The sequence below is a fragment of the Roseateles sp. PN1 genome (assembly GCF_038419725.1).
Lineage (GTDB): Bacteria > Pseudomonadota > Gammaproteobacteria > Burkholderiales > Burkholderiaceae_C > Paucibacter_A.
In genome coordinates this window covers 513,586-536,356 of record NZ_JBCARA010000002.1, presented here as the reverse complement: position 1 = coordinate 536,356, position 22,771 = coordinate 513,586, and the positions used below count along the sequence as shown (strand labels likewise).

Here is a 22,771-nt window from a genome sequence, read left to right as displayed (position 1 = left end):
CTTTCACCATGCATGACAAAGTCCTCATCCTCGATTTCGGTTCTCAAGTCACCCAGCTGATCGCGCGCCGCGTGCGCGAGGCGGCGGTGTTTTGCGAGATTCACCCCAACGATGTGAGCGATGAGTTCATCCGCTCCTTCGCGCCCAAGGCCATCATTTTGTCGGGCAGCCATGCCTCGACTTATGAGGACCACGAACTGCGCGCGCCGCAGGCCGTGTGGGATCTGGGTGTGCCGGTGCTAGGCATTTGCTACGGCATGCAAACCATGGCCGTGCAGCTCGGCGGCAAGGTGGAGTGGAGCGATCACCGCGAGTTCGGCTATGCCGAGGTGCGCGCCCACGGCCATACCAAGCTGCTGGACGGCATTCAGGACCACGCCACGCTGGAAGGCCACGGCATGCTCAAGGTCTGGATGAGCCATGGCGACAAGGTCACCGCGCTGCCGCCCGGCTTCAAGCTGATGGCCGAAACGCCCAGCTGCCCGATCGCCGGCATGGCCAATGAAGAGAAGGGCTATTACGCTGTTCAGTTCCACCCCGAGGTGACGCACACCCTCAAGGGCCAGGCCATGCTGACGCGCTTTGTGCGCGAGATCGCCGGCTGCAAGGGCGACTGGATCATGGGCGACTACATCGAAGAAGCGGTCGCCAAGATCCGCGAGCAGGTCGGTGATGAGGAAGTCATCCTGGGCCTGTCCGGGGGCGTCGATTCGTCTGTCGCTGCTGCCCTGATCCACCGTGCCATCGGCGACCAGCTGACCTGCGTCTTCGTTGACCACGGCCTGCTGCGCCTGAACGAAGGCGATATGGTGATGGACATGTTCGCAGGCAAGCTGCACGCCAAGGTGATCCGCGTGGACGCCAGCGAGCTCTTCCTGGGCCAACTGGCCGGTGTCACCGATCCTGAGAAAAAGCGCAAGATCATCGGCGGCCTGTTCGTTGATGTCTTCAAGGCTGAGGCTGCCAAGCTCAAGGCAGCCAATGCCGATGCCAAGGGCGCCAAGTGGCTGGCCCAAGGCACCATCTACCCCGATGTGGTGGAAAGCGGCGGCACCAAGACCAAGAAGGCCACCACCATCAAGAGTCACCACAATGTGGGCGGCTTGCCCGAGCAACTCGGCCTGAAACTGCTGGAGCCTCTGCGCGAACTGTTCAAGGACGAGGTCCGCGCCCTGGGCGTGGAATTGGGCCTGCCGGCCGAAATGGTCTACCGCCACCCCTTCCCAGGCCCGGGCCTGGGCGTGCGTATCTTGGGTGAAGTGAAGAAGGAATACGCCGACCTGCTGCGCCGTGCCGACGCCATCTTCATCGAAGAGCTGCGTGGCTGGAAGGACGAAGCCACTGGCAAGAGCTGGTATGACCTGACCAGCCAGGCCTTCACCGTCTTCTTGCCGGTCAAGAGCGTGGGCGTGATGGGTGACGGCCGCACTTATGACTATGTGGTGGCACTGCGCGCCGTGGTCACCAGCGACTTCATGACTGCTGACTGGGCCGAGCTGCCCTACGGCCTGCTGCGCAAGGTCTCCGGCCGCATCATCAACGAAGTGCGCGGCATCAACCGCGTGACCTACGACGTGTCGACCAAGCCGCCTGCCACCATCGAGTGGGAGTGATGAGTTTGGCGGCCAGCCTGCAAGGAGTTGTTTGATGCGTGCAGCTTTGAGCATTCTGGGCTTGGTGATTGCCTTTGCCTTCGTCATGTTTTTGATGAAGAAGCAGCTGGTGACACTCAAGCCGCCGGCAGCGGCTGCCAGCGTGGCAGCCAGCGCAGCGGAGGCGGGCGGTGCTGCCGCCTTGCCGCGGCCAGATGCTGTGCGTTTGCAGATCGAAAGCGCCGTGCAGCAGAGCGCGCAAAAGGCCTCCGAGGCCATGCCCTGAAGGCTTGCTGAAGGTCTGCTGCTGCAGGGCCTCAGCAAGTGCAGCTTGGTCGGCCCTAGTCATGATCAGCTTGCGCGGCGGGCGCGTTGATCGCGGCCCGGAAGCTGGCACTACACTGAGGCCGACCCTTTATGACTGCGAGTGCCACGCCTTTGACCGTGATTGAATCCAACCGAACGGCGGCCAGCGCCGCTGCGGACGAATACGCCATGCGCATCGCGCTGGACCAGGCGCATAACGCTTGGTTGGCCGGTGAGGTGCCGGTCGGTGCGGTGCTGATGCGCCAGGGCCAGGTGATTGCCACCGGCTACAACCGGCCCATCACCACCCACGATCCGACGGCACATGCGGAAATTGTGACGCTGCGCCACGGTGCCACCTTGCTGGGCAATTACCGCCTGCCCGAGTGCGAACTCTTCGTCACCCTGGAGCCCTGCGCCATGTGCGCTATGGCCATGCTGCACGCGCGCCTCAAGCGGGTGGTGTTCGCGGCCACCGACCCGAAGACCGGCGTTGCTGGTTCGGTGCTGAATCTGTTTGAACAGCCCGCGCTCAACCACCACACCTGCGTGCAGGGCGGCGTGCTGGCCGAGCCTTCGGCCAAGCTGCTGCGCGAGTTTTTTGCCCAACGCCGCGAAGCCGCCCGGCAGCGCCGCGCCGCTGCCCGAGCGCACGAAGCCCAAGACTTCGGTGGCGCCAGCGAAGAAGCCATACCCACCGGGGATGCCACGCATCTCGACCCCACCCCGGCCCCTGAGTCCAACTAGAAAGCTGCCATGAGTAATAGCCTGACCCTTTTCACCCCCGCCGGTGTGCTGCTCAAGAGCCAGCCCCTCAAACGCGCCGCCAAGCGCCTGGCCAAGCTGGGTTTTGATGTGACGATTGACCAGGATGCGCTGGCCAAGCACCAGCGCTTCGGTGGGGATGACGCCACCCGTCTGGCGGCACTACACCGCGTGGCCGAGGCCGCGCCCAGCATCGCCATGGCCACCCGCGGCGGCTACGGCATGACGCGTTTGCTGGATCGCATCGATTGGGCCTTGCTCGGCAAAAGCGTGCAGAACGGCACCCGCTGGGTCGGCTTGAGTGATTTGACCTCGCTGCATATGGGCCTGCTGGCCCACGCCAAGGCGCAAAGCTGGGCAGGCCCCATGGCCTATGGTGACTTCGGCCGCAGCAGCAAAGAAGGCGGTGTGGACGATGTGACCCAAGACTGCTTTGTGGAAGCCATGAATGGTTTGCTCGAGGCCGTGGGATTCCGCTGCCCCAAGTCGGATGCTGGCCATGACGGCCTGGCCGTGCGCGGCACGCTGTGGGGCGGCAATTTGACGGTGTTCAACTCCTTGCTGGGCACCAAGCACATGCCCAAGATCAAGGGCGGCATTCTGTTCCTGGAAGACATCAACGAGCATCCTTACCGGGTTGAACGCAATCTGCTGCAACTGGCGCAAGCCGGCATTCTGGATGCGCAAAAAGCCATCGTGCTGGGCGACTTCGGCGGCTGGAGCAAATCGCCCAACGACCGTGGCTACGACTTCAAGTCCACCGTGGCGGCGCTGCGCGAGCACACCAAGACGCCCGTCTTGACCGGCCTGCCTTTCGGCCATGTGGACACCAAGGTCAGCCTGCCGGTCGGCGCGCAAGTGGACCTGATCGTGCAAGGCCGTGATGTGCTGCTGGACTGGCAGAACGACCCCCAGCACAAGCGCGCTCATGCGCATGCGCATGAAGAAGGCCACGCGCACGATCACGACCATGATCACGCTGCGCATGCGTAAACCCTGACTTTGGGCACTCGGCTTGGGCCGAGCTGCCCGCTATGATTCAGCCACTGCCTCACAACCAACGGCCCGATGGGTCGCACTGGTTTGGAGGCTTTGTGTTTTTGGGCGGGTCTTGAAGCGGAAGGAAGTCTTGTGCCTTGTCAGGAGTTCGGGGTCTGGGCCCGTCGTTTGAGCTGCTGCGTGTTGCTATGTCTGGGCCTGAGCGCTTGCAATAACAGCCCTTATCCGCAAGGCGCCGAGGGCGAAAACACGCTGTACATGGCTTTTCAGGAGCGCTCGCCGCGCTATCTGGACCCGACCGCGTCCTACACCGCGCCCGAGTCGGTCTACGCTTACCAAATCTACGAGCCGCCCTACGGCTACCACTACCTGAAGCGCCCTTACGAGTTGGTGCCGCGCGCAGCCGAGTCCGTGGTGCAGCCTTACTACCTAGACGCCCAGGGCCAGCGCCTGCCGCAGGATGCGCCGGCAGAGCGCATTGCGCAAAGCGTGTACGACGTCAAGATCCGGCCCGGCCTGAAGTACGCGCCGCACCCGGCGTTTGCACGCGATGCGCAGGGCCGCTTGCTCTATCACGCACTGAGCCGTGCAGCGTTGGGCGACAAGCGCTCGCCCTGGGAGTTCGCTGAGCGCGGCACACGCGAGTTGGTGGCAGATGACTTTGTTTTCGCCATCAAGCGCCAGGCCACCCCGCGCATCGAGGCGCCCGTGTTCGGGCTGTTTTCCGAGGTGGTGCTGGGCCTGAAAGACTATGGCGAATTGGTCAAGGCCGAGAACCTCAAGCTGCTGGGCGGCCTCCCCGAGAACGCGCCCGACAAGCCTTTTCTGGACTTCCGCCGCTGGCCCTTGGAGGGCGCCGTAGCGGTGGATAAGTACACCGTTCGCATCCGCATCAAGGGCAAATATCCGCAGTGGAAGTACTGGATGGCCAGCACCTTTTTGGCGCCTGTGCCCTGGGAGGTGGATGCCTTCTATGCCCAGCCCGGCATGAATGAGCGCGGCCTGTCTTGGAACCAGTGGCCGGTGGGCACCGGCCCTTACATGATGACGGAGTACAGCCAAGACCGTCGCCATGTCATGACGCGCAACCCCAATTACCGCGTGGACACCTATCCCTGCGAGGGCTCGCCCGGCGACAAGGAGGCGGGCTTGCTGGACGATTGCGGCAAGCGCGTGCCCTTCATCGACAAGATCGTCGCCACCTCGGTCAAGGAGGTCGTGCCGATCAAGGAAATGTTCAAGCAGGGCTATCTGGACCTGCCCGAGTTGGACCGCGCCGATTGGGGCGTGGACTTCATGGTCGACAAGACTGACTCCGAGGCGGTGAGCCGCCGATTCGATGAGCGCGGCTTCAAATTCCCCATTTACGTCGACATCACCAATTGGTATCTGGGCTTCAATATGCTGGACCCGGTGCTGGGCCGGGGCGACACGCCTGAGCAGCAGCGCCGCAACCGCAAGCTGCGCCAAGCCTTGTCGATTGCGATTGATTGGGAAGAGGGCTATGGCCGCATCTTCCGCAACCGCGGCGGCGACACCGCCCATGGCCCGGTGCCACCCGGCGTGTTTGGCTCGCAAGAAAGCCTGGCGGGGCAGCCGGGCCACCCCCAGGCGCATAACCCGATCACGCATGAGATCGTGAATGGCCGATTGCAGCGCCGCAGCCTCGCTGCCGCGCGAGCCCTGATGGTGGAGGCCGGCTACCCCGAGGGGCGCGACGCCAAGACCGGCCAGCCTCTGGTGCTTAACTACGATTACATGCGGGCGATCACGCCGGAGTTGAAGGCGCAGAACGACTGGATGATCAAGCAGTTCGCCAAGCTGGGCGTGCAACTGGAGGTGCGCGCCACCGACTACAACCAGTTCCAGGACAAGGTGCTCAAAGGCAAGCACCAGGTGTTCTGGTGGGGCTGGTTCGCCGACTACCCGGACGCCGAGAATTTCTTCTTCCTGCTCTACGGCCCCAACGGTAAATCGAAGAGCGAGGGCGAGAACGTCAGCAACTATGACAACTCCGAGTTCAACCACCTTTATCGCCAGCTGCAAACCCTGGAAGACGGGCCGCAGAAGCAGCAGGTGATGGATCAAATGCTCCAACTTGTGCGTGAGGATGCGCCCTGGGCCTGGGGCTTTTGGTCCTACTCCGGCTCGGCCTTTCAGAGCTGGCTTTACAACGGAAAACCCGGCGTGGTGGTGCGGGATCCGGTGCGCTATTTGCGCCTGGATGTGGCGCAGCGCAAGCAAAAGATTGCTCAATGGAACCAGCCGGTCTGGTGGCCACTGCTGGTCTTGCTGGGCGGCTGCGGCCTGATTGTCTGGCGCACCCGCCAGAGCTTTCGGGCACGCGAATTGGCGCGGGCGCCGGGGTATCAGGCCGGCTATCAGTCCAGCGAAAAATCCGCTTCAGGAGGCGCTTGAATGTTGAGTTATGTGTTGCGCCGCCTGGGCTATGGCTTGCTGGTGCTGATCGGGGTGAATCTGCTGACCTTTGTGCTGTTCTTCTCGGTCAATACGCCGGACGATATGGCGCGCCTGAACATCGGCGGTAAGCGCGTCACCCAGGTGCAGATCGAGAAGTGGAAGACCGAGCGCGGCTACGACAAGCCGATGTATTGGAGCGCGGCCCAAAGCGGCGCGGCCAAGCTGACCGACACGATTGTGTGGGAGCGTTCGGCCTCGTTGATGTTGTGGGACTTCGGCCGCTCGGATGCGCGCCAGGCCGTGGACATCGGCCATGAGATCAAGACCCGCATGGCGGTGAGCTTGCAGCTGGCCTTGCCGCTGTTCTTTTTGCAGGTCTTGGTGAGCGTGGCATTTGCCTTGCTGCTGGTCTACTTCCGCAATTCCGCGCTGGACTTTTGGGGTGTGGTGCTGTGCGTGCTGATGCTATCCATCTCCAGCTTGTTCTACATCATCGTCGGCCAGTATTTCTTCTCGCGCGTGCTGCGCTTGGTGCCCATCAACGGCTATGCGCCGGGGCTGGATGCGATCAAATTTTTGGCCCTGCCGGTGCTGCTGTCGCTGCTGTCGCGCCTGGGTAGCGAGGCGCGCCTGTACCGCGCCATGTTCCTGGAGGAAACCGCCAAAGACTATGTGCGCACCGCCCGCGCCAAGGGCATGAACGAGCAGGTGGTGCTGTTCCGCCATGTGTTGCGCAATGCCTTGATTCCCATCCTCACCAGCGCCGGCAGCTATCTGCCTTACGTCTTTCTGGGCAGCCTGGTGTTCGAGAGTTTCTTCGGCATTCCCGGCCTGGGTGCCTTCATCATCGAAGCCATCGCGGGGCAGGATTTCGCCATCGTGCGCAGCATGGTGTTTTTGGGTGCCGTGCTTTACATCGCCAGCAATGCGCTGATCGACATTGCCTACACCTGGGCCGACCCCCGGGTCCGCCTGAGCTGAGCCTCGCGTATGGATTTCAAGTTTGTATTCCTCTGGACCGATGCCGCGCTGTGGGCCTTGATGGCGGGGCTGTTGGCCTACGCCTTGCGGGTGCGCGGTCAGGCCACGTTGAAAGCCAATTGGCAGCGCGTGCTGCGCGACCCCGTGGCGGCCAGCGCCGGCTTGCTGCTGGGCCTGTTTTTGCTGCTGACCTTACTGGACAGCGTGCACTTCCGCAGCCGAATTGCGGTGTCGGCTGAAGCGGCGGGGCAGGGCACCCAAGCTGTGTACGACACCCAGACCCGCTCCCTGCTGGACCTGCTGCTGCAGCGCCCGATCAGCATGCGTGAGTTGAGCTATTCCGAGCCCCTGGCCTACCAAGGCTTCAACAAGGAAGCGCAGCAAGACTCGCTGCAGCGCGACTACCCGCGCCTGCAATTCGGCGGTGCCCATTTGCAGCATCCGGCCACGCAATGGGCGGGCGATGTCGCCACCCGCGCGGCCCAAGGGCTGCTGCTCGGGGCAGGCGTGTTGGCCCTGGCCTGCCTGGCGGTGGCCGCCGCGCTGGCGCGCCACCATGGCGGCTTTGGCCGCGCCTGGCGTGACCTGGCGGCCGACCGCACCCATTACCCTTGGCGCGCCATGCTCTTCACCTTGGGCGTGGTGGCCTTGCTGGTGGGCCCGGTGCTGATGTTGATGCCGCACTACCATGTCTTCGGTACCGACCGCACCGGCAACGATGTGCTGGTGCAGGCGCTCAAAAGCGTGCGCACCGCCTTTGTGATCGGCGCCTTGTCCACCTTGGCTACCTTGCCCCTGGCGCTGGGCTTGGGCGTGCTAGCCGGCTATTACAAGGGCTGGGTGGATGAGCTGATTCAGTATTTCTACACCTTGCTCAGCTCGGTGCCCAATGTGCTCTTGATCGCCGCTTGCGTGCTGATGGTGCAGGTCTATCTGGACACCAATCCGGAGGCCTTTGAGACCGGCGCGGAGCGCGCCGATCTGAAGATGTTTCTGCTCTGCCTGATCTTGGGCCTGACCGGCTGGGCCGGCTTGTGCCGCCTGGTGCGCGGCGAAACCTTGAAGCTGCGCGAGCTGGACTATGTGCAGGCCGCCACCGCCTTTGGTGTCAGCGACGCGCGCATCATGCAGCGCCACATCGTGCCCAATGTGATGCATCTGGTGCTGATCACGGTGGTGCTGAGTTTCTCGGAGCTGATTCTTTACGAGGCGGTACTCACCTATGTGGGCGTGGGCGTGGACCCCAGCATGAACAGCTTCGGCGGCATGATCAATCTGGCGCGCAGCGAGATGTCGCGCGACCCGGTGGTGTGGTGGAGCTTTGCCGCAGCCTTCGGCTTCATGGTGACCCTGGTGCTGGCCGCCAATTTGTTTGCCGACGGTGTGCGTGATGCCTTCGATCCGCGCGCCCGCCAGACCCGCCCGCGGGTGCCCGCGTTTGTGGCCCATCAGGCCAGCAAGAGTGAGGGCTGAGGGCCATGCTGACGATTGACAAACTTTCCGTCACCCTGGATGCAGAAGCTGGGCTGGTCCATGCCATCGACCAGATGCGCCTGACCCTGCAACGCGGCGAGACCTTGGCCCTGGTCGGCGAGTCGGGTTGCGGCAAGAGCATGACCGCGCTGGCCTTGATGCGCTTGCTGCCCGATGCCGGGCGCATCAGCGGCGGTCGCTTGCTGCTGGATGAACAAGACCTGTTTGCCCTGCCGGAAGCGCAGATGCGCGCCGTGCGCGGCGGGCGCATCGGCATGATTTTTCAGGAGCCTTCCACCAGCCTGAATCCGGTGCTGCGCATCGGCGCGCAAATGGTGGAGGCGATTCAGGCGCACACCCGCTGGCGCGGCACTGAGGCGCGCAGCAAGGCGATTGAATGGCTGAAGCGTGTGGGCATTCCGGAGCCCGAGCGTCGCATCGACGCCTATCCGCATCAGCTCAGCGGCGGTCAAAAACAGCGCGTCATGATCGCCATGACCCTGGCCGCCGAGCCCGACTACCTGATTGCCGACGAGCCCACCACTGCGCTGGACGTCACCATCCAGGCGCAGATTCTTGACCTGCTGCGTGAGTTGCAACGCGAGCGCCGTCTTGGTGTGCTGCTGATCACCCACGACCTGGCCGTGGTGGCTGGCATGGCGCATCAGGTGGCCTTGATGTACGCCGGGCAAATCATTGAAGTGGCGGGTGCCGCCACTTTCTTCGCCCAGCCCCGTCACCCTTACGCACGCTTGCTGCTGCAAGCCCTGCCGGATGCCGCCAAACGCGGCGAGCGCCTGGCCGCGATTGCTGGCACCGTGCCGCCGCTGTGGACGAAGTTCCAGGGCTGCCGCTTCGCGCCGCGCTGTGACCGCGCCTGGGCGCAGTGCCATGCGCAAGCGCCTGCGCTGGCCGATCTCGCGCTGCCACTTGCTGTCGACCAGCAGGCTCCGCAACAACAGCCGCACGAGGTGCGTTGCTGGTTGTACAGCCATGCCGATGGCGCCGCTCAGCCTGCGCTGCCACCGGCAGAGCTGCAGCTGAGGCCGGCAACAGAGACCGCCGCTGCAGTGCCAGTGGCTGACGACAAGCCCTTGCTGGAGGTACGCAATCTGAGCGTTCGCTTTGCCCTCAAGCGCGGCTGGTGGGGCGGGGCGCAGACCTATTTCAATGCCGTGGATGATGTCAGTTATGCCATCAAGCCCGGCAAGACCCTGGCCTTAGTTGGTGAGTCGGGCTGCGGCAAGACCAGCTCGGGCAAGGCCATCGTGCAACTGCTGCGGCGCACCGCGCAGCTGGAGGGTCAGGCCTTGCTGGACGGGCAAGACCTGTTCCAGCTGCATGGCCAAGCTTTGCAGCAGGCGCGCCGCGCCGTGCAAATCATCTTCCAGGATCCTTTTGCCTCGCTGAACCCGCGCCTGCGCGTCAGCGATGTGTTGGAAGAAGGTCTGCTAGCCCTGCGGCCCGATCTGGATGCCCGCCAGCGCCGCTTGAATCTTGAGTTATTGCTGGATCAGGTTGGCCTGCGCCGCGATGCGCTGCAGCGTTGGCCGCATGAGTTCTCCGGTGGCCAGCGCCAACGTCTAGCGATTGCCCGTGCTTTGGCCGTGGAGCCGCGCCTGATCGTCTGCGACGAGCCCACCTCGGCCCTGGATGTGTCGGTGCAAGCGCAGATCCTCAACCTCTTGCGCGACTTGCAACGCGAACGCGGCCTGGCCTTTTTGTTCATCACCCACAACATCGGCGTCGTCGAATACGTGGCCGATGAGGTGGCGGTGATGCAGGCCGGGCGAATTGTTGAGATGGGGAACTGCGCCAGCGTGCTGGCCGCACCACAACAGGGCTATACCCGTGAGCTTTTGGCCGCCGTGCCGCGCATGCGCACGTCTTTGATGCGCTAGTCGCACCAACGGTGGGCAGATCGCGCTGGGAAGCGCTGTTTTGTCGGTGATTTAGGGTTCAGCTATGGCGAAAGTCACTTCCCTGGCGGGCGTGAAGCGGCTAGCGGCTGAATTGCGGGAGCGTCGGTTCTGCGCAACGAATTCGCTCTTTCGCTGCTCGCCCGCTTAGGGGTTAACGCGGCTTTTTCAGGCAAAACAGGCGCGAAAACCTACGTCCTAGGGACACCACGGGGGGAGGGCCAGGGGAGCCAATCGGACACTTGCTCGGCCGATCGCTGGGCCCAACATGCTCAAGCGAACTCTCGGACCCGATGGTGGTTCTGGTTGGAGTGGAACAACTGCTCGCCCTGCAATTTTTTGGAGTTCCTCATGTTTCAAAGAAAACGCGTCAATCTCGCTGTGACCCTTGCCATCGCGGCAATGGCCCCTGGTGTGGCCTTTTCCCAGGCTGCTGCTCCGGCCGCGGAGACCCTGCAACGGGTTGAAGTGACAGGTTCGCGCATCAAGACCCTGGACGTTGAAGGGCAAAGCCCCATCGTCGTGATGACTGCAGAGTCCATCAAGGCCGACGGTATTCGTACCGCTGAGGGCTTGCTGAACAGCCTGCCCCAGGTCTTTGCTGACTACGGCGGCTCGGTGTCCAATGGCTCGACAGGTACGGCCACGGTCAACCTGCGCAACCTCGGCTCCAGCCGTACGCTGGTCTTGGTGAATGGCCGCCGCTTGCCGGCAGGCAGCCCCCGCAATGTGGCCGCCGACTTGAACCAAATTCCGGTCTCGATGATCAGCCGCGTTGAAGTGCTGACCGGCGGTGCCTCCGCCGTGTACGGTGCCGACGCCGTTTCGGGCGTGGTCAACTTCATCCTGAAGGAGAACTTCCAGGGCGTGGAGCTTGATGGCACTTACTCCTTCTACAACCACCAGCAGGGCAATGCGGTGGGCGATGTGGTGCGCACCCGCGGTTTCCCCACGCCAGGCAACAAGAGCCGCGACGGCGCGACCCGCGAATTCAGCATCACCATGGGTGGCAACTTCGCTGACGGCAAGGGCAATGCAGTCCTGAACTTCACGGCGCACAAGGAAGATGCCTTGCTGCAGTCGGAGCGTGACTTCTCGGCCTGTTCCTTGGGTGTTGCCAATGCAGGTAAGGAATTTGCCTGCGCAGGTTCTTCCACCAGCTATCCCGGCCGTTTCTTCCTGAATCAAGGTAGCTTCACGGTTGCTGATGACAAGGGTGGCGTGCGCGCTTACAAGGCGTCCACCGATGCCTACAACTTTGGTCCGATCAATTACTTCCAGCGTCCTTCTGATCGCTATTCGGCCACCGCTTCGGCGCACTACGACATCAACGACATGGCCCGCGTCTACACGCAACTGGCCTTCCATGATGACCGCACCTTGGCCCAGATCGCACCCAGCGGCTTGTTCGTGTATGACACGTCCACCGCTGGCGGCATTCGTTACGAAAACCCCTTGCTGTCGGATGCTTGGAAGACCGCCCTGGCAGCTTCGAATGCGGAAGATTCAAGTGCAGGTAGCTTCAACAAGGCCGGCGATGTTGCCAACATCCTGATTGCTCGTCGCAACGTGGAAGGCGGTGGTCGTCAAGACGATCTGCGTCACACCTCGTATCGCGCCGTGGTCGGCGTGAAGGGTGATATCGGTCCCTGGAGCTACGACATCTTTGGCCAGATTGGCCGCGTGGTCTATCAAGAGACTTACAAGAACGACTTCTCCAATGTGCGTATTGGTCGCGCCTTGGATGCGGTCAAGGATCCAGCGACGGGCAACACGGTTTGCCGCTCCAAGCTGGATGGCTCTGATCCGAACTGCGTGCCTTACAACATCTTTGCCTTGGGTGGCGTTAACGCGGCATCGTTGGCTTATCTGCAGACTCCCGGCTTCCAGAAGGGCTTCACCAATCAGGGCGTGTTTGGCGCCTCTGCTTCGGCTGACCTGACGCAATATGGCTTGAAGCTGCCGACGGCGCAGACGGGTCTGGGTGTGGCTGTCGGTGTTGAGCACCGTACCGAGCAGCTCGACCTGTCGGTTGACAATGCCTTCAGCACCGGTGATCTGGCCGGCCAGGGTGGCCCGACCAAGAGCGTGTCGGGTAACTACAGCGTTGATGACGTCTTCGGCGAGTTGCGCTTGCCGCTGCTGGATCGTCAGCCACTGGCTTACTCGATGAATGTCAATTTGTCGTACCGTCATTCCAAGTACAGCACCGGCAACGCGACCAATACCTATGGTTCGGGCCTGGAATGGTCGCCGATCAAGGAAGTTAAGTTCCGCACCAGCTACCAGCAGGCTGTGCGCTCGCCTAACGTGGTGGAGCTGTTCACGCCTTCGGCCATCGGTCTGTACAACAACGACGCTGATCCTTGCGCCGGTGAAATCGATCCGAAGACCGGTTTGGTTGCAGGTGGCGCCACCTTGGCTGCTTGCCAGCGCACCGGCGTGACTGCTGCGCAATACGGCAATATCCTGGACAGCTCGGCTGGTCAGTACAACGGCCTGTTCTCCGGCAATGCAGCGCTGAAGCCCGAAACGTCGAACAGCTTGACCTTTGGTTTGGTGGCTAGCCCGCTCAAGGACTTGACCGCCACGATCGACTACTTCTCCATCGAGGTGAAGGATGCCATCGGCAGCGTGCCGCCGACAACGTCTCTGAACCAATGCTTGGAAACTGGCGATCCTTATTTCTGCAACAAGATCAAGCGCGATAGCAAGGGCTCTTTGTGGCTGCTGCCCACAGGCTATATCGATTCGGGCAACTTGAATCTGGCCAAGTACAAGACTCAAGGTGTCGACTTGGGTGTGGACTACGGCATTCGTCTGGGTGAGAAGGGCAAGCTTGATCTGAGCCTGATGGGTACCTTCCTGAAGGAGTTCAGCGTCGAGACCGCTCCTGGCCTGGGTTCCTATGATTGCGCCGGCTTGTACGGCTCAACTTGCGGCACACCAGCGCCCAAGTGGCGTCACAAGCTGCGCGCTTCATGGGCTACCCCATGGAACGTGACGGCCGCCCTGACCTGGCGCTACTTCGGTGCCGTCGATCAAGACGTGACCAGCAGCAACAAGCAACTGGCCGGTACCGTGAACGAGATCACCAAGACCTTCAAGGCGCAGAACTATCTCGATCTGGCACTGTCCTATCGCATGAACAAGACCCTCACCTTCGCAGCCTCGATCAACAACTTGTTGGATCGCGATCCTCCGGTTGGCGTGACTGGTGCACCTTTCGGCAACGGCAACACCTACCCGGTGGTGTACGACGCTCTGGGTCGCCGCATCACCCTGAACGTGAACGCCAAGTTCTAAGTTCGTTTTCGTGAGTTGAAGCGCCTGTGCCTGCACAGGCGCTTTTTTTTGCTTAGATTGAATGCAGTCTTTGCCGCGTGCCCACTTGCCCGCCACTGATCTCAAGGTCTTTGAATGAATAGCCCCTTCGTGCCCACCGGCGCTGCCAAGCCGACCCAGTCCGATGCTGACTTCTTGCTCGCGCAGCAACTTTTGCAGCAAGGCCAGACTGCGCGGGCAAGCGCATTGCTCCAATCCACCTTGATGCGTGAACCGGCGCACCAGCCCAGCTTGCGGCTGTTGGCGCAACTGGCCATGGGCGCGCGCGATATGGCGTCGGCGCAGCAATGCCTTGAGAAGTTGGCTGAGCTGGAGCCGAGCAATCTTCAGCATTGGCTTCAGCTCGCCATGCTGCATCGCGCGGGAGGTGATGCAGCGAAAGAAGAGCGAGCGCTGTTCCAGGTTCTGTGTATCGATGCCCGTGACTTGATGGCGCTGCTGATGCGCGGAGATCTCTTCGAGCGCCAGGGGCGCAATCACGATGCGGCGAAGTCGTTTCAGGCTGCGGTCGCGGTTGCTCCCGACGCTGAAAAATTGCCGCCGCCGATCCGCGCCATGTTGGTCAAAGCGCATCGCTACTGCGAGCGCTACAACCAAAGCTATAGCGATCAGGTCGAAAGCTTGATCGCGAACGCAGCATCTCAGTTTTCAGGCGTTGAGCTAGATCGCTTCCGACTCTCGCTGGACATCATGTTCGGCCGCAAGAAGCGCTACGAGTCCCAGCCCATGAACTATTTCTTCCCTCAGCTGGCGCCGGTGGAGTTTTTTGAGCGGCGCCAGTTCCCCTGGATGGAGGCACTGGAGGCTCGGACCGAGCAGATTCGCGAAGAGTTTCTGGCGGTGCTGCAAGGTGAGCAGGGCTTTATCCCCTATTTGAGTTACAGCGAGGATCAGCCGCTGAATCAGTGGGTGGAGTTGAATAACTCACCCCAGTGGAGCGCTTTTCACTTATTGAAGGACGGATTGCCGGTTGCAGAAAACGCATCGCGCTGCCCAGCCACCATGGCTGCCATGGCCTTGGCCCCCCAGCCTGACCAGCCGGGCCGCACGCCGGTGGGCATGTTTTCTCTGCTCAAACCGCGCACCCGCATTCCGCCGCATGTCGGCGTTAGCAATGCGCGCTTGGTGACTCATTTGCCTCTGATCATTCCGCCTAACTGCGGATTCCGTGTGGGCAACACGACGCGGCAGTGGGAGCCGGGCCGGGCTTGGGTGTTTGATGACACGATTGAGCATGAGGCCTGGAATAACAGTGACTTGTTGCGCGTGGTGCTGATTTTTGATGTCTGGCACCCCGGGCTCAGTGAGGCCGAGCGAGTCATGATTTCCGCCATGTCAGCGGCCTTCAATCAGTTCGCCCAAAGCGGCGGAGGCTTTGACCTATAGCGAAACAGCTTGGTAACAATGCGCAGTTCGCACAGTGCTTGTAGGGGTTAGTACCCACATGAAAGCGGCGCGTCTTTGAGTCGACACCAGTAAAATACCACTTTAGTCAGATGCGGCTAGCTCTCGAATTCTGGAGTTGGTGGTGGGCTGATACCGACTTGTAAGCTGCGGGAAAGCCCCATACGGGTGGCTGTTTCGTTCTCGCTTATGATGCGGCACCGTAAGAATCGATGGCAGCAGGCTCAGGCGGGTTGCTCGTGAACGCTATGCGGGTTCGCCGTGCTTTGTACGGCGATTTTTGATTGGGCTCTTTCGTTGAACCCGTGTTTTGAGTATTTGTGTCCATGCTGCACTCAGCGGCCCTAGCCTCATGGCCTTTAGCGCCTTGGGCGTTACGGCCCCAAACAAGGCTTCGCGCCTATTTGGCTCCAAGCTGTTAGCGTCACCGGTTGCTTTGCTCTGAGCGCGCGTTGATCGAGCGCCGAGTTAGAGATTCAAACTGCGTGGGCTGATGCGTTGAGCGGGTCTTCCCCAGGTGTGTTGATGAAGGTATTTCGCAGTCATATGAAGGAGCGCGCATGAACTTTGCGCAGGAGAAGAACGGCCCATCCCGCTATACCGGGATTGGCGTCGTTGTGCTGATTCACGTGTTTATCGCCTGGGCATTGGCCAGTGGTCTGGCACGCAAAGCCGTTGAAATGGTGAAGGGCCCGATCGAGACCAAGGTCATCGAGGAAAAGGTCAAGCCGCCGCCACCGCCTGAGAAGGTTGTGCCGCCGCCACCGGATCTGAAGGCTCCGCCGCCGCCATTTGTGCCGCCGCCAGAGTTCCAGGTGACAGCACCCCCACCGGTCAACGCGCCGGCGATCCAGTCCACGCAAGTGGCGCCGCCCCAGCAAGCCGCCAAGGCAGCGCCCGCACCCGCTCCTGTCGTGGCAGCGCCGCCGCCAGCACCTCGGGTTGGTCCGCAGCGCGCTGGTGCCGTGTGTACCAAGATGGGCAGGCCTGAAATGCCGTCGGTCAACTTGAACGGCGACGCGCTGTACAAGGCGATTGCGGTGGTGAAGGCAGGTCGTGTGGTGTCGGTGGAAATCACCAGCCTGCGTGCCGGTATCGACCGCAAGGCGCAACGCGCTTTGGTGTCGGCGATTGAAACCACGCTGCGCGACACCTATGAGTGCCCCGGCGATGTGGTGATCGAGCAAGAGTTCCAATTCCGTCAAACGGATTAAGTCTTAGGCAAGGCCCAAGTATTTCGACCCCAACAAGGGGCTTGGCAAGTGCCGGGCCCTGTTCTCTCAAACCAGTTTCAGATTTCTTCCGTAGGAGTTGACTTCATGTTCTCTCGTATTTCCGGCCTCGTTGCCGCCGTTGCTATCGCTGCAACCATTGGCTTCTCGCCCGTCCACGCTCAAGAATCCAAGCCGGCTGATGCCGCTTCCGCTGTTGTGGAAGCCGCTGCGCCTGCCGCTGCTGACGCTGCTGCACCTGCTGCTCCCGCCAAGGAACACATGGACAACCCGTACGGCCTGCAAGCCATGCTGGCTCACGGCGACATGGTGTCTAAGGGCGTGCTGGCCCTGCTGCTGATCATGTCCATGGGCAGCTGGTACATCCTGATCACCAAGCTGTGGGACACCCACAAGCTGAGCAAGGAAGCCCAGGACGTCCGCGCCACCTTCTTCAAGAAGGCTACGCTGGCTGATGGCGTCAAGGGCCTGAGCGAAGGTAGCGCATTCCGCTACATCGCTGGTTCCGCCATCGAGGCTTCCGAGCACCATGAAGGCGCGCTGACCGAGAACATCGATCGCAGCACCTGGGTCACGATGAACATCGACCGCTCGGTGTCCGACGTGCAAGCCCGTGTGCAAACTGGCCTGGGCTTCCTGGCTACCGTGGGCTCGACTTCTCCTTTCATCGGCCTGTTCGGCACGGTGTGGGGTATTCTGCAAGCGCTGACCGCCATTGGCGTGGCCGGCCAAGCTTCCATCGACAAGGTGGCAGGCCCTGTGGGTGAAGCGCTGATCATGACCGCCATCGGTCTGGCAGTGGCTGTGCCTGCTGTGCTGGGTTACAACTGGCTGGTGAACCGCAACAAGGCTGTGATGACCCAAGTGCGTAACTTCGCTGGCGACCTGCACGGCGTGCTGATGGGCAACCGTCAAGTTTCCAAGCGCTAAGTCCTGGCTTCAGCAAGATTCGCATCTTAAAAAGCCCGGAGAAACCACCATGGGAATGAATGTCGGATCCTCTTCCGGCGAAGACGAAGTGGTTTCGACCATCAACACCACGCCCCTCGTGGACGTGATGTTGGTGCTCTTGATCATCTTCCTACTCACCATCCCGGCCGTGATCAGCTCGGTGAAGTTGAATCTCCCCAAGGAGACCAACGTCGTCCGCGTCACCAAGCCGGAAAATATTGAAATTTCGGTCTCGAAAGACGGCGACATTTACTGGGGCACAGCCCTGGTGAATGACACCGACGACCTCGTCAAGCGCCTGGGCAAGGTCGCGGTGTTGAACCCGCAGCCTGAAGTCCATCTGCGCGGTGATGACAAGTCCCGTTACGAGTCCGTCGGTCGCGTGGTTTACGCTTGCCAACGTGCCGGCATCATGAAGGTCAGCTTCGTCACCGAGCCTCCGGCGCGCGGTGGTTGAAGTCAGGCCAGGAGCTAAAGCATGGGAATGAATGTAGGCAGCTCGTCTGGTAGCGATGAGCCGGAAGTGATGATGGACGTCAACACCACGCCCTTGATCGACGTGATGTTGGTCTTGATCGTGATGTTGATCATCACCATTCCGATTCAGCTGCACAGCGTGAATCTGGACATGCCGCCGCCGAGCAATCAGCAGCCGCTGAAGGAGCCCGTTACGCATGAGGTCTATATTGACTTCGACGGCACGGTTTCTTGGGACGGCGTGGCTTTGCCCGATATGGCAGCCGTGACCGCCAAGCTGGCCGAAGTCGTGGCCGAGCCCGATCAGCCTGAAGTTCACATCAAGCCCAATAAGCTGGTGGACTACGGCTACGTGGCCGCCGTGATGGCCGCTTCGCAGCGCCTTGGCGTGAAGAAGATGGGCATGGTCGGTAACGAGCAGTACGTCAAGTAAGACGGACCCGCTAGTACCCCATTGGGCATTGATGATTTGATGCGCAAAATGAAGCGCGCTTCCCGCAAGGGCGGCGCGTTTTTTTTATCCGCTGTGCAATGATTGCGCGCGTGATTCTCTGATCGAAGCATGCGCTGCTCGGCCACTAGCTGAGCAGCCATCGAGGAAAAGTAAAAGCGAGGAATGAAGCGATGACGAAAGCGACTCAAAAAGCCTTGAAGCTCAACAAGACGCTGGCCGCGATGGCGCTGGGTCTGGTTGCCTTTGGCTTCAATGCGACGCCTCAAGGCCAGTTCGGCTTTGCGCAAGCGCAGGCCCAGGCTGAAGGCGTGCGTGCCGATGTGGGCAAGCACCTGAAGGATGCCAGCGCGCTGATCAAGGCCGGCAAGCACAAGGAAGCGCTGGCCAAGGTGCGTGACGCCGAAGGCGTGAGCGGCCGCAATGCCACCGAGAACTACGCCATCGAAGGCATGCGCGTGGCTGCAGGCTCCGGCGCCGGTGATGCCGATTCCATGGTCAAGGGCTTTGAGGCCATGAAGGCCAGCGGCAAGCTGGGTACCGCAGATCAGCTGCGCATGATGGAAGCCATTGCTGGCACCTATTTGCGCAACAAGGACAACGCCAAGGCCTTGAGCTGGGCGCAACGCTACTTCAAGGAAGGCGGCAACAGCCCCACCATGAAGCAGGTGCTGACGAATGCGCAGTTCCTGTCCGGCGACATGACTGCCATCATCAAGGAGACCAGCGAGGACATCGCTGCCGACGAGAAGGCCGGTCGTGCCCCCTCCAAGGACAAGCTGAACCTGCTGCTCAGCGCCGCTCAGAAAAAGGGCGACAGCAATGCCGAAGGCCTGGCCATCGAGAAGCTGCTGAACTTCTACCCAAGCAAAGAGCTGTGGGCTCAGGTTTTGGGTGGCCTGCAAGCCAAGAAGGGCTTCTCTGACCGCTTCAACCTGGACGTGCTGCGCCTCAAGCTGGCTACCGGTAATCTGAAGGACGGTAACGACTACTTCGAAATGGCCCAGCTGTCGGCCCAGGCCGGCTACCCCGAAGAGGGCAAGATGGTGGTCGAGAAGGGCATGGCCGCCGGTCTCTTGGGTCAAGGTGCTGAAGGCGCCCGCCACAAGCGTCTGCTGGACCTGCTGAACAAGCGCATCGCCGAAGCCAAGACTGCTTTGCCGACCACCGAGAAGGCTGCCAACGATGCCAAGGACGGCAATGCGCAGATCAGCTTGGGCTTAGCCTACGCCTTCCAGGGCGCGGCCGCCAAGGGCGCCAAAATCATTGCTGAAGGCATTGAGAAGGGCAATCTGAAGCGTCCTGAAGATGCCAAGCTCTACCTCGGCTTGGCTCAGTCCATGGCCGGCGAAGGCAATAAGGCCACCGCCACTTGGCGTACTGTCAAGGGCGCGGATGGCTCGGCTGAGCTGGCTCGCCTGTGGATCATTCAGGCTCGCAGCGCCAAGCGTTAAGCATCTTTCCGCTGGTAAAAAAAAGGCCCTGGTGATTTCACCAGGGCCTTTTTTTGATCTCTTCACTAGTCAGTTGGTGCCAGAGCTACTCGCGGTGTGCCGATCGGGCGATCTGGCACGCAAGCGTCTAGCTAGTTGGTGACAGAACTACTCGCGTGTACGCTCGATCGGTCTGTCACGCAAAGTCGCCTGGTCAGTTGGTGCCAGAGCTACTCGCGGTGTACCGCTCGGGCGATCTGGCACGCAAGCGTCTAGCTAGTTGGTGACAGAACTACTCGCGGGTACGCTCGATCAGTCTGTCACGCAAAGGCTTTATTTTGGTGCCAGGCGAATCGCGCCATCCAAGCGAATCACCTCACCATTGAGCATCTCGTTCGTGATGATCTGGTGCACCAACTTGGCATAGTCCTGCGGCGTGCCCAGGCGCGAGGGGAAGGGCACGTTGGCGGCCAACGCATCCTGCACTTCTTGCGGCATGCCGAAGAGCATGGGCGTGCCGAAGATGCCGGGGGCGATGGTCATATTGCGAATGCCGTTGCGCGCCAGGTCACGGGCGATGGGCAGGGTCATGCCCACCACGCCGCCCTTGGACGCGGCATAAGCCGCTTGGCCGATCTGGCCGTCGTAGGCTGCCACCGAGGCGGTGGAGATCAACACGCCGCGCTCACCGGTGGGCTCAGCCTCGTTCTTGCTCATGGCTTCGGCGGCGAGGCGAATCATATTGAAGCTGCCGATCAGATTGACCGTGATGGTCTTGCTGAACACGGCCAGCGGATGCGCGCCTTCCTTGCCCACGGTCTTAACGGCCGGTGCGATGCCTGCGCAGTTGACCAGGCCAAACAACTTGCCCAGGCTGAGCGCCTTGGCGATGACGGCTTGGCCGTCGGCTTCCTGGCTCACATCGGCCTTGACGAAGGCGCCGCCCAATTCTTTGGCGATGGCCTCGCCACGCTCATCCTGTAGATCGGCGATGACGACCTTGGCGCCGTGGGCCGTCAACATCCGTGCCGTGCCTTCGCCCAGGCCCGAAGCGCCGCCGGTGACGATGAATACCTTGCCTGCGATTTCCATGCGAACTCCTTGCTGATTTAAGAATGAAAGCGACCAGTTCTGTGGCGGCTTAGTTTACGTTGACGTAAACGTCAATTTTGAGTCAAAAAAAGGCCGCATTGCTGCGGCCTTTGTTTACCCGCCAAACCGTGGTTTAGCCGAGTGCGACCAGGGCGCGCTGGGTGATGTCGTCGACCGAGCCCACGCCTTCAATGCGGCGGTACTTAGGCGCTGCGGCATCGCCGGTGGCGGCCCAGCTCGAGTAGTAGTCGACCAGGGGGCGTGTCTGCGCTTGGTAGACATCCAGACGCTTGGTGACGGTTTCTTCCTTGTCGTCCTCGCGCTGCACCAGGTCTTCGCCGGTGACGTCGTCCTTGCCTTCCACCTTGGGTGGGTTGAACTTGACGTGGTAGGTGCGGCCCGAAGCCACGTGCACCCGGCGGCCGCTCATGCGTTCGATGATGGCGCTGTTGGGCACGTCAATTTCCAACACCAGATCCAGCTTGACGCCAGCGGCCTTCATGGCATCGGCTTGCGGGATGGTGCGGGGGAAGCCGTCGAACAAAAAGCCCTTGGCGCAGTCGGGCTGGGCAATGCGTTCCTTGACCAGGCCGATGATGATGTCGTCACCCACCAAGCCACCTGCGTCCATGACCTTCTTGGCGGCCAGGCCCATATCGGTGCCAGCCTTGACGGCAGCGCGCAGCATGTCGCCGGTGGAAATCTGGGGAATGCCGTATTTTTGGCAGATAAAGGCTGCTTGAGTGCCTTTGCCGGCGCCGGGGGCGCCCAGAAGAATCAGTCGCATGGGTCTCCTTGATGCTTTAAAAAGGCGCTTGCTGGCTCAATTGCTTGAGTCAAAGCGCCTCCGTTCACTGCGGCCGAGGATAGCATGCGTCGCCCTACGCTTGGCTGACACCTGCCTCCCAATTTGCCCGGGGTTGCCCTTCGCGGGCCGCGAAATTTGCTGTGCTAGCCGCCCAGCAGGGCGCGCACGCGCTCCAGGTCTTCGGGGGTGTCCACGCCGGGGCCGGGGCGCTCTTCGCTGATGTGCACCGCGATGCGTTCGCCATGCCACAGCACACGCAGTTGTTCCAGCGATTCGATCTGCTCCAGCGGGCTCACTGCCAGGCTGGGGAAACGGCGCAAGAAGCCCGCATGGTAGGCGTAGAGGCCCACATGGCGCAGTGCCGAGCCGGGTTTGGCGCTGCCTTGGCCATCGCGCCAAAACGGAATCAGTGCGCGTGAGAAATACAGCGCCAGTCCGTTCTTGTCGGTGACCAGCTTGACCACATTGGGGTTGGCGAACTCGGCCCGGCCTGCGGGCGTATCGTCCAGTGCATGGGCCACCGTGCTCATCACGCATTGCGGGCTGGCGCGCAGCTTGGCGGCGCAGGCGTCGATCATGGCGGGCGCAATCAGGGGCTCATCACCCTGCACATTGACGACCACGTCCTGGCCGTCTAGGCCTAGCAACTCGCAGGCCTCGGCCAAGCGGTCGCTGCCGGAGACATGGTCGGCGCGGGTCAGCACGGCCTCCACCTTGTGTGCTTGGCAGGCGGCCAGCACTTCGGGCGCATCGGTGGCCACCACCACGCGTGCGGCTTGTGAGAGCGCGGCGCGCTGAGCTACCCGCACGATCATGGGCAGGCCTGCCAAATCAGCCAGCGGCTTGTTCGGCAAGCGGGTGGAGGCCAGGCGTGCCGGCACGATGACGGTGAAGCTCATGGTTCTTCAGCCCCTCAAGCCTTGAGGCCTTCGGCTTCGAGATCGACCGCGCGGGCCTCGTTCTCCAGCATCACAGGAATGCCGTCGCGCACCGGGAAGGCCAGGCGGTCGGCGCGGCATAGCAGCTCGCGCTTGTCGGCGCTGCGCAGGTCTTCCAGCGGCCCTTTGCAAAGGGGGCAGACCAGGATTTCAATCAGGCGGGTGTCCATCGGGTGGGGTCCAG

Annotated in this window: 19 protein-coding genes; 15 read left to right on the top strand and 4 right to left on the bottom strand. The window is 61.7% G+C overall.

Translation table 11 applies throughout. The features are described 5' to 3' along the window. The first annotated feature begins 8 nt into the window (after positions 1-8). The 15 genes from guaA to AABB87_RS04940 all read left to right on the top strand — a co-directional run bounded on the left by guaA (position 9) and on the right by AABB87_RS04940 (position 19,770). A complete protein-coding gene (guaA, locus tag AABB87_RS05010) occupies positions 9-1,613 on the top strand; it encodes a glutamine-hydrolyzing GMP synthase (protein WP_341970248.1) in 1,605 nt (534 codons plus the stop codon). Between the two features lie 34 nt (positions 1,614-1,647). After that, the gene (locus tag AABB87_RS05005; RefSeq protein ID WP_341970247.1) at positions 1,648-1,878 is read left to right on the top strand and encodes a hypothetical protein; all 231 of its coding nucleotides are present in this window, start codon (positions 1,648-1,650) and stop codon (positions 1,876-1,878) included. Positions 1,879-2,009: 131 nt separating this feature from the next. Beyond that, the gene (gene tadA, locus AABB87_RS05000; RefSeq protein ID WP_341970246.1) at positions 2,010-2,645 is read left to right on the top strand and encodes a tRNA adenosine(34) deaminase TadA; all 636 of its coding nucleotides are present in this window, start codon (positions 2,010-2,012) and stop codon (positions 2,643-2,645) included. Between the two features lie 9 nt (positions 2,646-2,654). Beyond that, positions 2,655-3,656 (top strand): LD-carboxypeptidase, encoded by a 1,002-nt coding sequence (locus tag AABB87_RS04995; RefSeq protein WP_341970245.1) that lies wholly within the window; start codon positions 2,655-2,657, stop codon positions 3,654-3,656. 186 nt (positions 3,657-3,842) lie between these two features. Then, positions 3,843-6,080, top strand: a complete 2,238-nt coding sequence (locus AABB87_RS04990) for an ABC transporter substrate-binding protein (protein ID WP_341970244.1) — start codon at positions 3,843-3,845, stop codon at positions 6,078-6,080. Beyond that, positions 6,081-7,064, top strand: a complete 984-nt coding sequence (locus tag AABB87_RS04985) for an ABC transporter permease (protein ID WP_341970243.1) — start codon at positions 6,081-6,083, stop codon at positions 7,062-7,064. Positions 7,065-7,073: 9 nt separating this feature from the next. Continuing rightward, on the top strand, positions 7,074-8,537 hold the full coding sequence (locus tag AABB87_RS04980) for an ABC transporter permease (RefSeq protein ID WP_341970242.1): 1,464 nt from the start codon (positions 7,074-7,076) through the stop codon (positions 8,535-8,537). Positions 8,538-8,542: 5 nt separating this feature from the next. Continuing rightward, the gene (locus tag AABB87_RS04975) at positions 8,543-10,438 is read left to right on the top strand and encodes an ABC transporter ATP-binding protein (RefSeq protein WP_341970241.1); all 1,896 of its coding nucleotides are present in this window, start codon (positions 8,543-8,545) and stop codon (positions 10,436-10,438) included. Between the two features lie 369 nt (positions 10,439-10,807). Next, a complete protein-coding gene (locus AABB87_RS04970; RefSeq protein ID WP_341970240.1) occupies positions 10,808-13,762 on the top strand; it encodes a TonB-dependent receptor domain-containing protein in 2,955 nt (984 codons plus the stop codon). A gap of 114 nt (positions 13,763-13,876) precedes the next feature. Then, the gene (locus AABB87_RS04965; protein WP_341970239.1) at positions 13,877-15,187 is read left to right on the top strand and encodes an aspartyl/asparaginyl beta-hydroxylase domain-containing protein; all 1,311 of its coding nucleotides are present in this window, start codon (positions 13,877-13,879) and stop codon (positions 15,185-15,187) included. A 578-nt stretch (positions 15,188-15,765) separates the two neighbouring features. Continuing rightward, on the top strand, positions 15,766-16,419 hold the full coding sequence (locus AABB87_RS04960; RefSeq protein ID WP_341970238.1) for a hypothetical protein: 654 nt from the start codon (positions 15,766-15,768) through the stop codon (positions 16,417-16,419). Between the two features lie 105 nt (positions 16,420-16,524). Continuing rightward, positions 16,525-17,367, top strand: coding sequence for a MotA/TolQ/ExbB proton channel family protein (locus AABB87_RS04955; RefSeq protein WP_341970237.1), 843 nt, complete (start codon positions 16,525-16,527; stop codon positions 17,365-17,367). A gap of 49 nt (positions 17,368-17,416) precedes the next feature. Then, a complete protein-coding gene (locus tag AABB87_RS04950) occupies positions 17,417-17,845 on the top strand; it encodes an ExbD/TolR family protein (protein WP_341970236.1) in 429 nt (142 codons plus the stop codon). A 21-nt stretch (positions 17,846-17,866) separates the two neighbouring features. After that, complete coding sequence (locus tag AABB87_RS04945; RefSeq protein ID WP_197418055.1) at positions 17,867-18,298, top strand: ExbD/TolR family protein; 432 nt, start codon at positions 17,867-17,869, stop codon at positions 18,296-18,298. 191 nt (positions 18,299-18,489) lie between these two features. Next, complete coding sequence (locus AABB87_RS04940) at positions 18,490-19,770, top strand: hypothetical protein (RefSeq protein WP_341970235.1); 1,281 nt, start codon at positions 18,490-18,492, stop codon at positions 19,768-19,770. Positions 19,771-20,082: 312 nt separating this feature from the next. Here AABB87_RS04940 and AABB87_RS04935 read toward each other — a convergent pair whose 3' ends face one another. From AABB87_RS04935 to AABB87_RS04920, 4 genes are all read right to left on the bottom strand, one after another. After that, the gene (locus tag AABB87_RS04935; RefSeq protein ID WP_341970234.1) at positions 20,083-20,841 is read right to left on the bottom strand and encodes a 3-hydroxyacyl-CoA dehydrogenase; all 759 of its coding nucleotides are present in this window, start codon (positions 20,839-20,841) and stop codon (positions 20,083-20,085) included. A gap of 133 nt (positions 20,842-20,974) precedes the next feature. Continuing rightward, entirely contained in the window at positions 20,975-21,628 is a 654-nt protein-coding gene (adk, locus tag AABB87_RS04930; RefSeq protein WP_341970233.1) for an adenylate kinase, read from the bottom strand. Positions 21,629-21,792: 164 nt separating this feature from the next. After that, on the bottom strand, positions 21,793-22,548 hold the full coding sequence (kdsB, locus tag AABB87_RS04925) for a 3-deoxy-manno-octulosonate cytidylyltransferase (protein WP_341970232.1): 756 nt from the start codon (positions 22,546-22,548) through the stop codon (positions 21,793-21,795). Between the two features lie 14 nt (positions 22,549-22,562). Next, positions 22,563-22,757 (bottom strand): Trm112 family protein, encoded by a 195-nt coding sequence (locus tag AABB87_RS04920; protein ID WP_058720202.1) that lies wholly within the window; start codon positions 22,755-22,757, stop codon positions 22,563-22,565. Positions 22,758-22,771 lie beyond the last annotated feature (14 nt).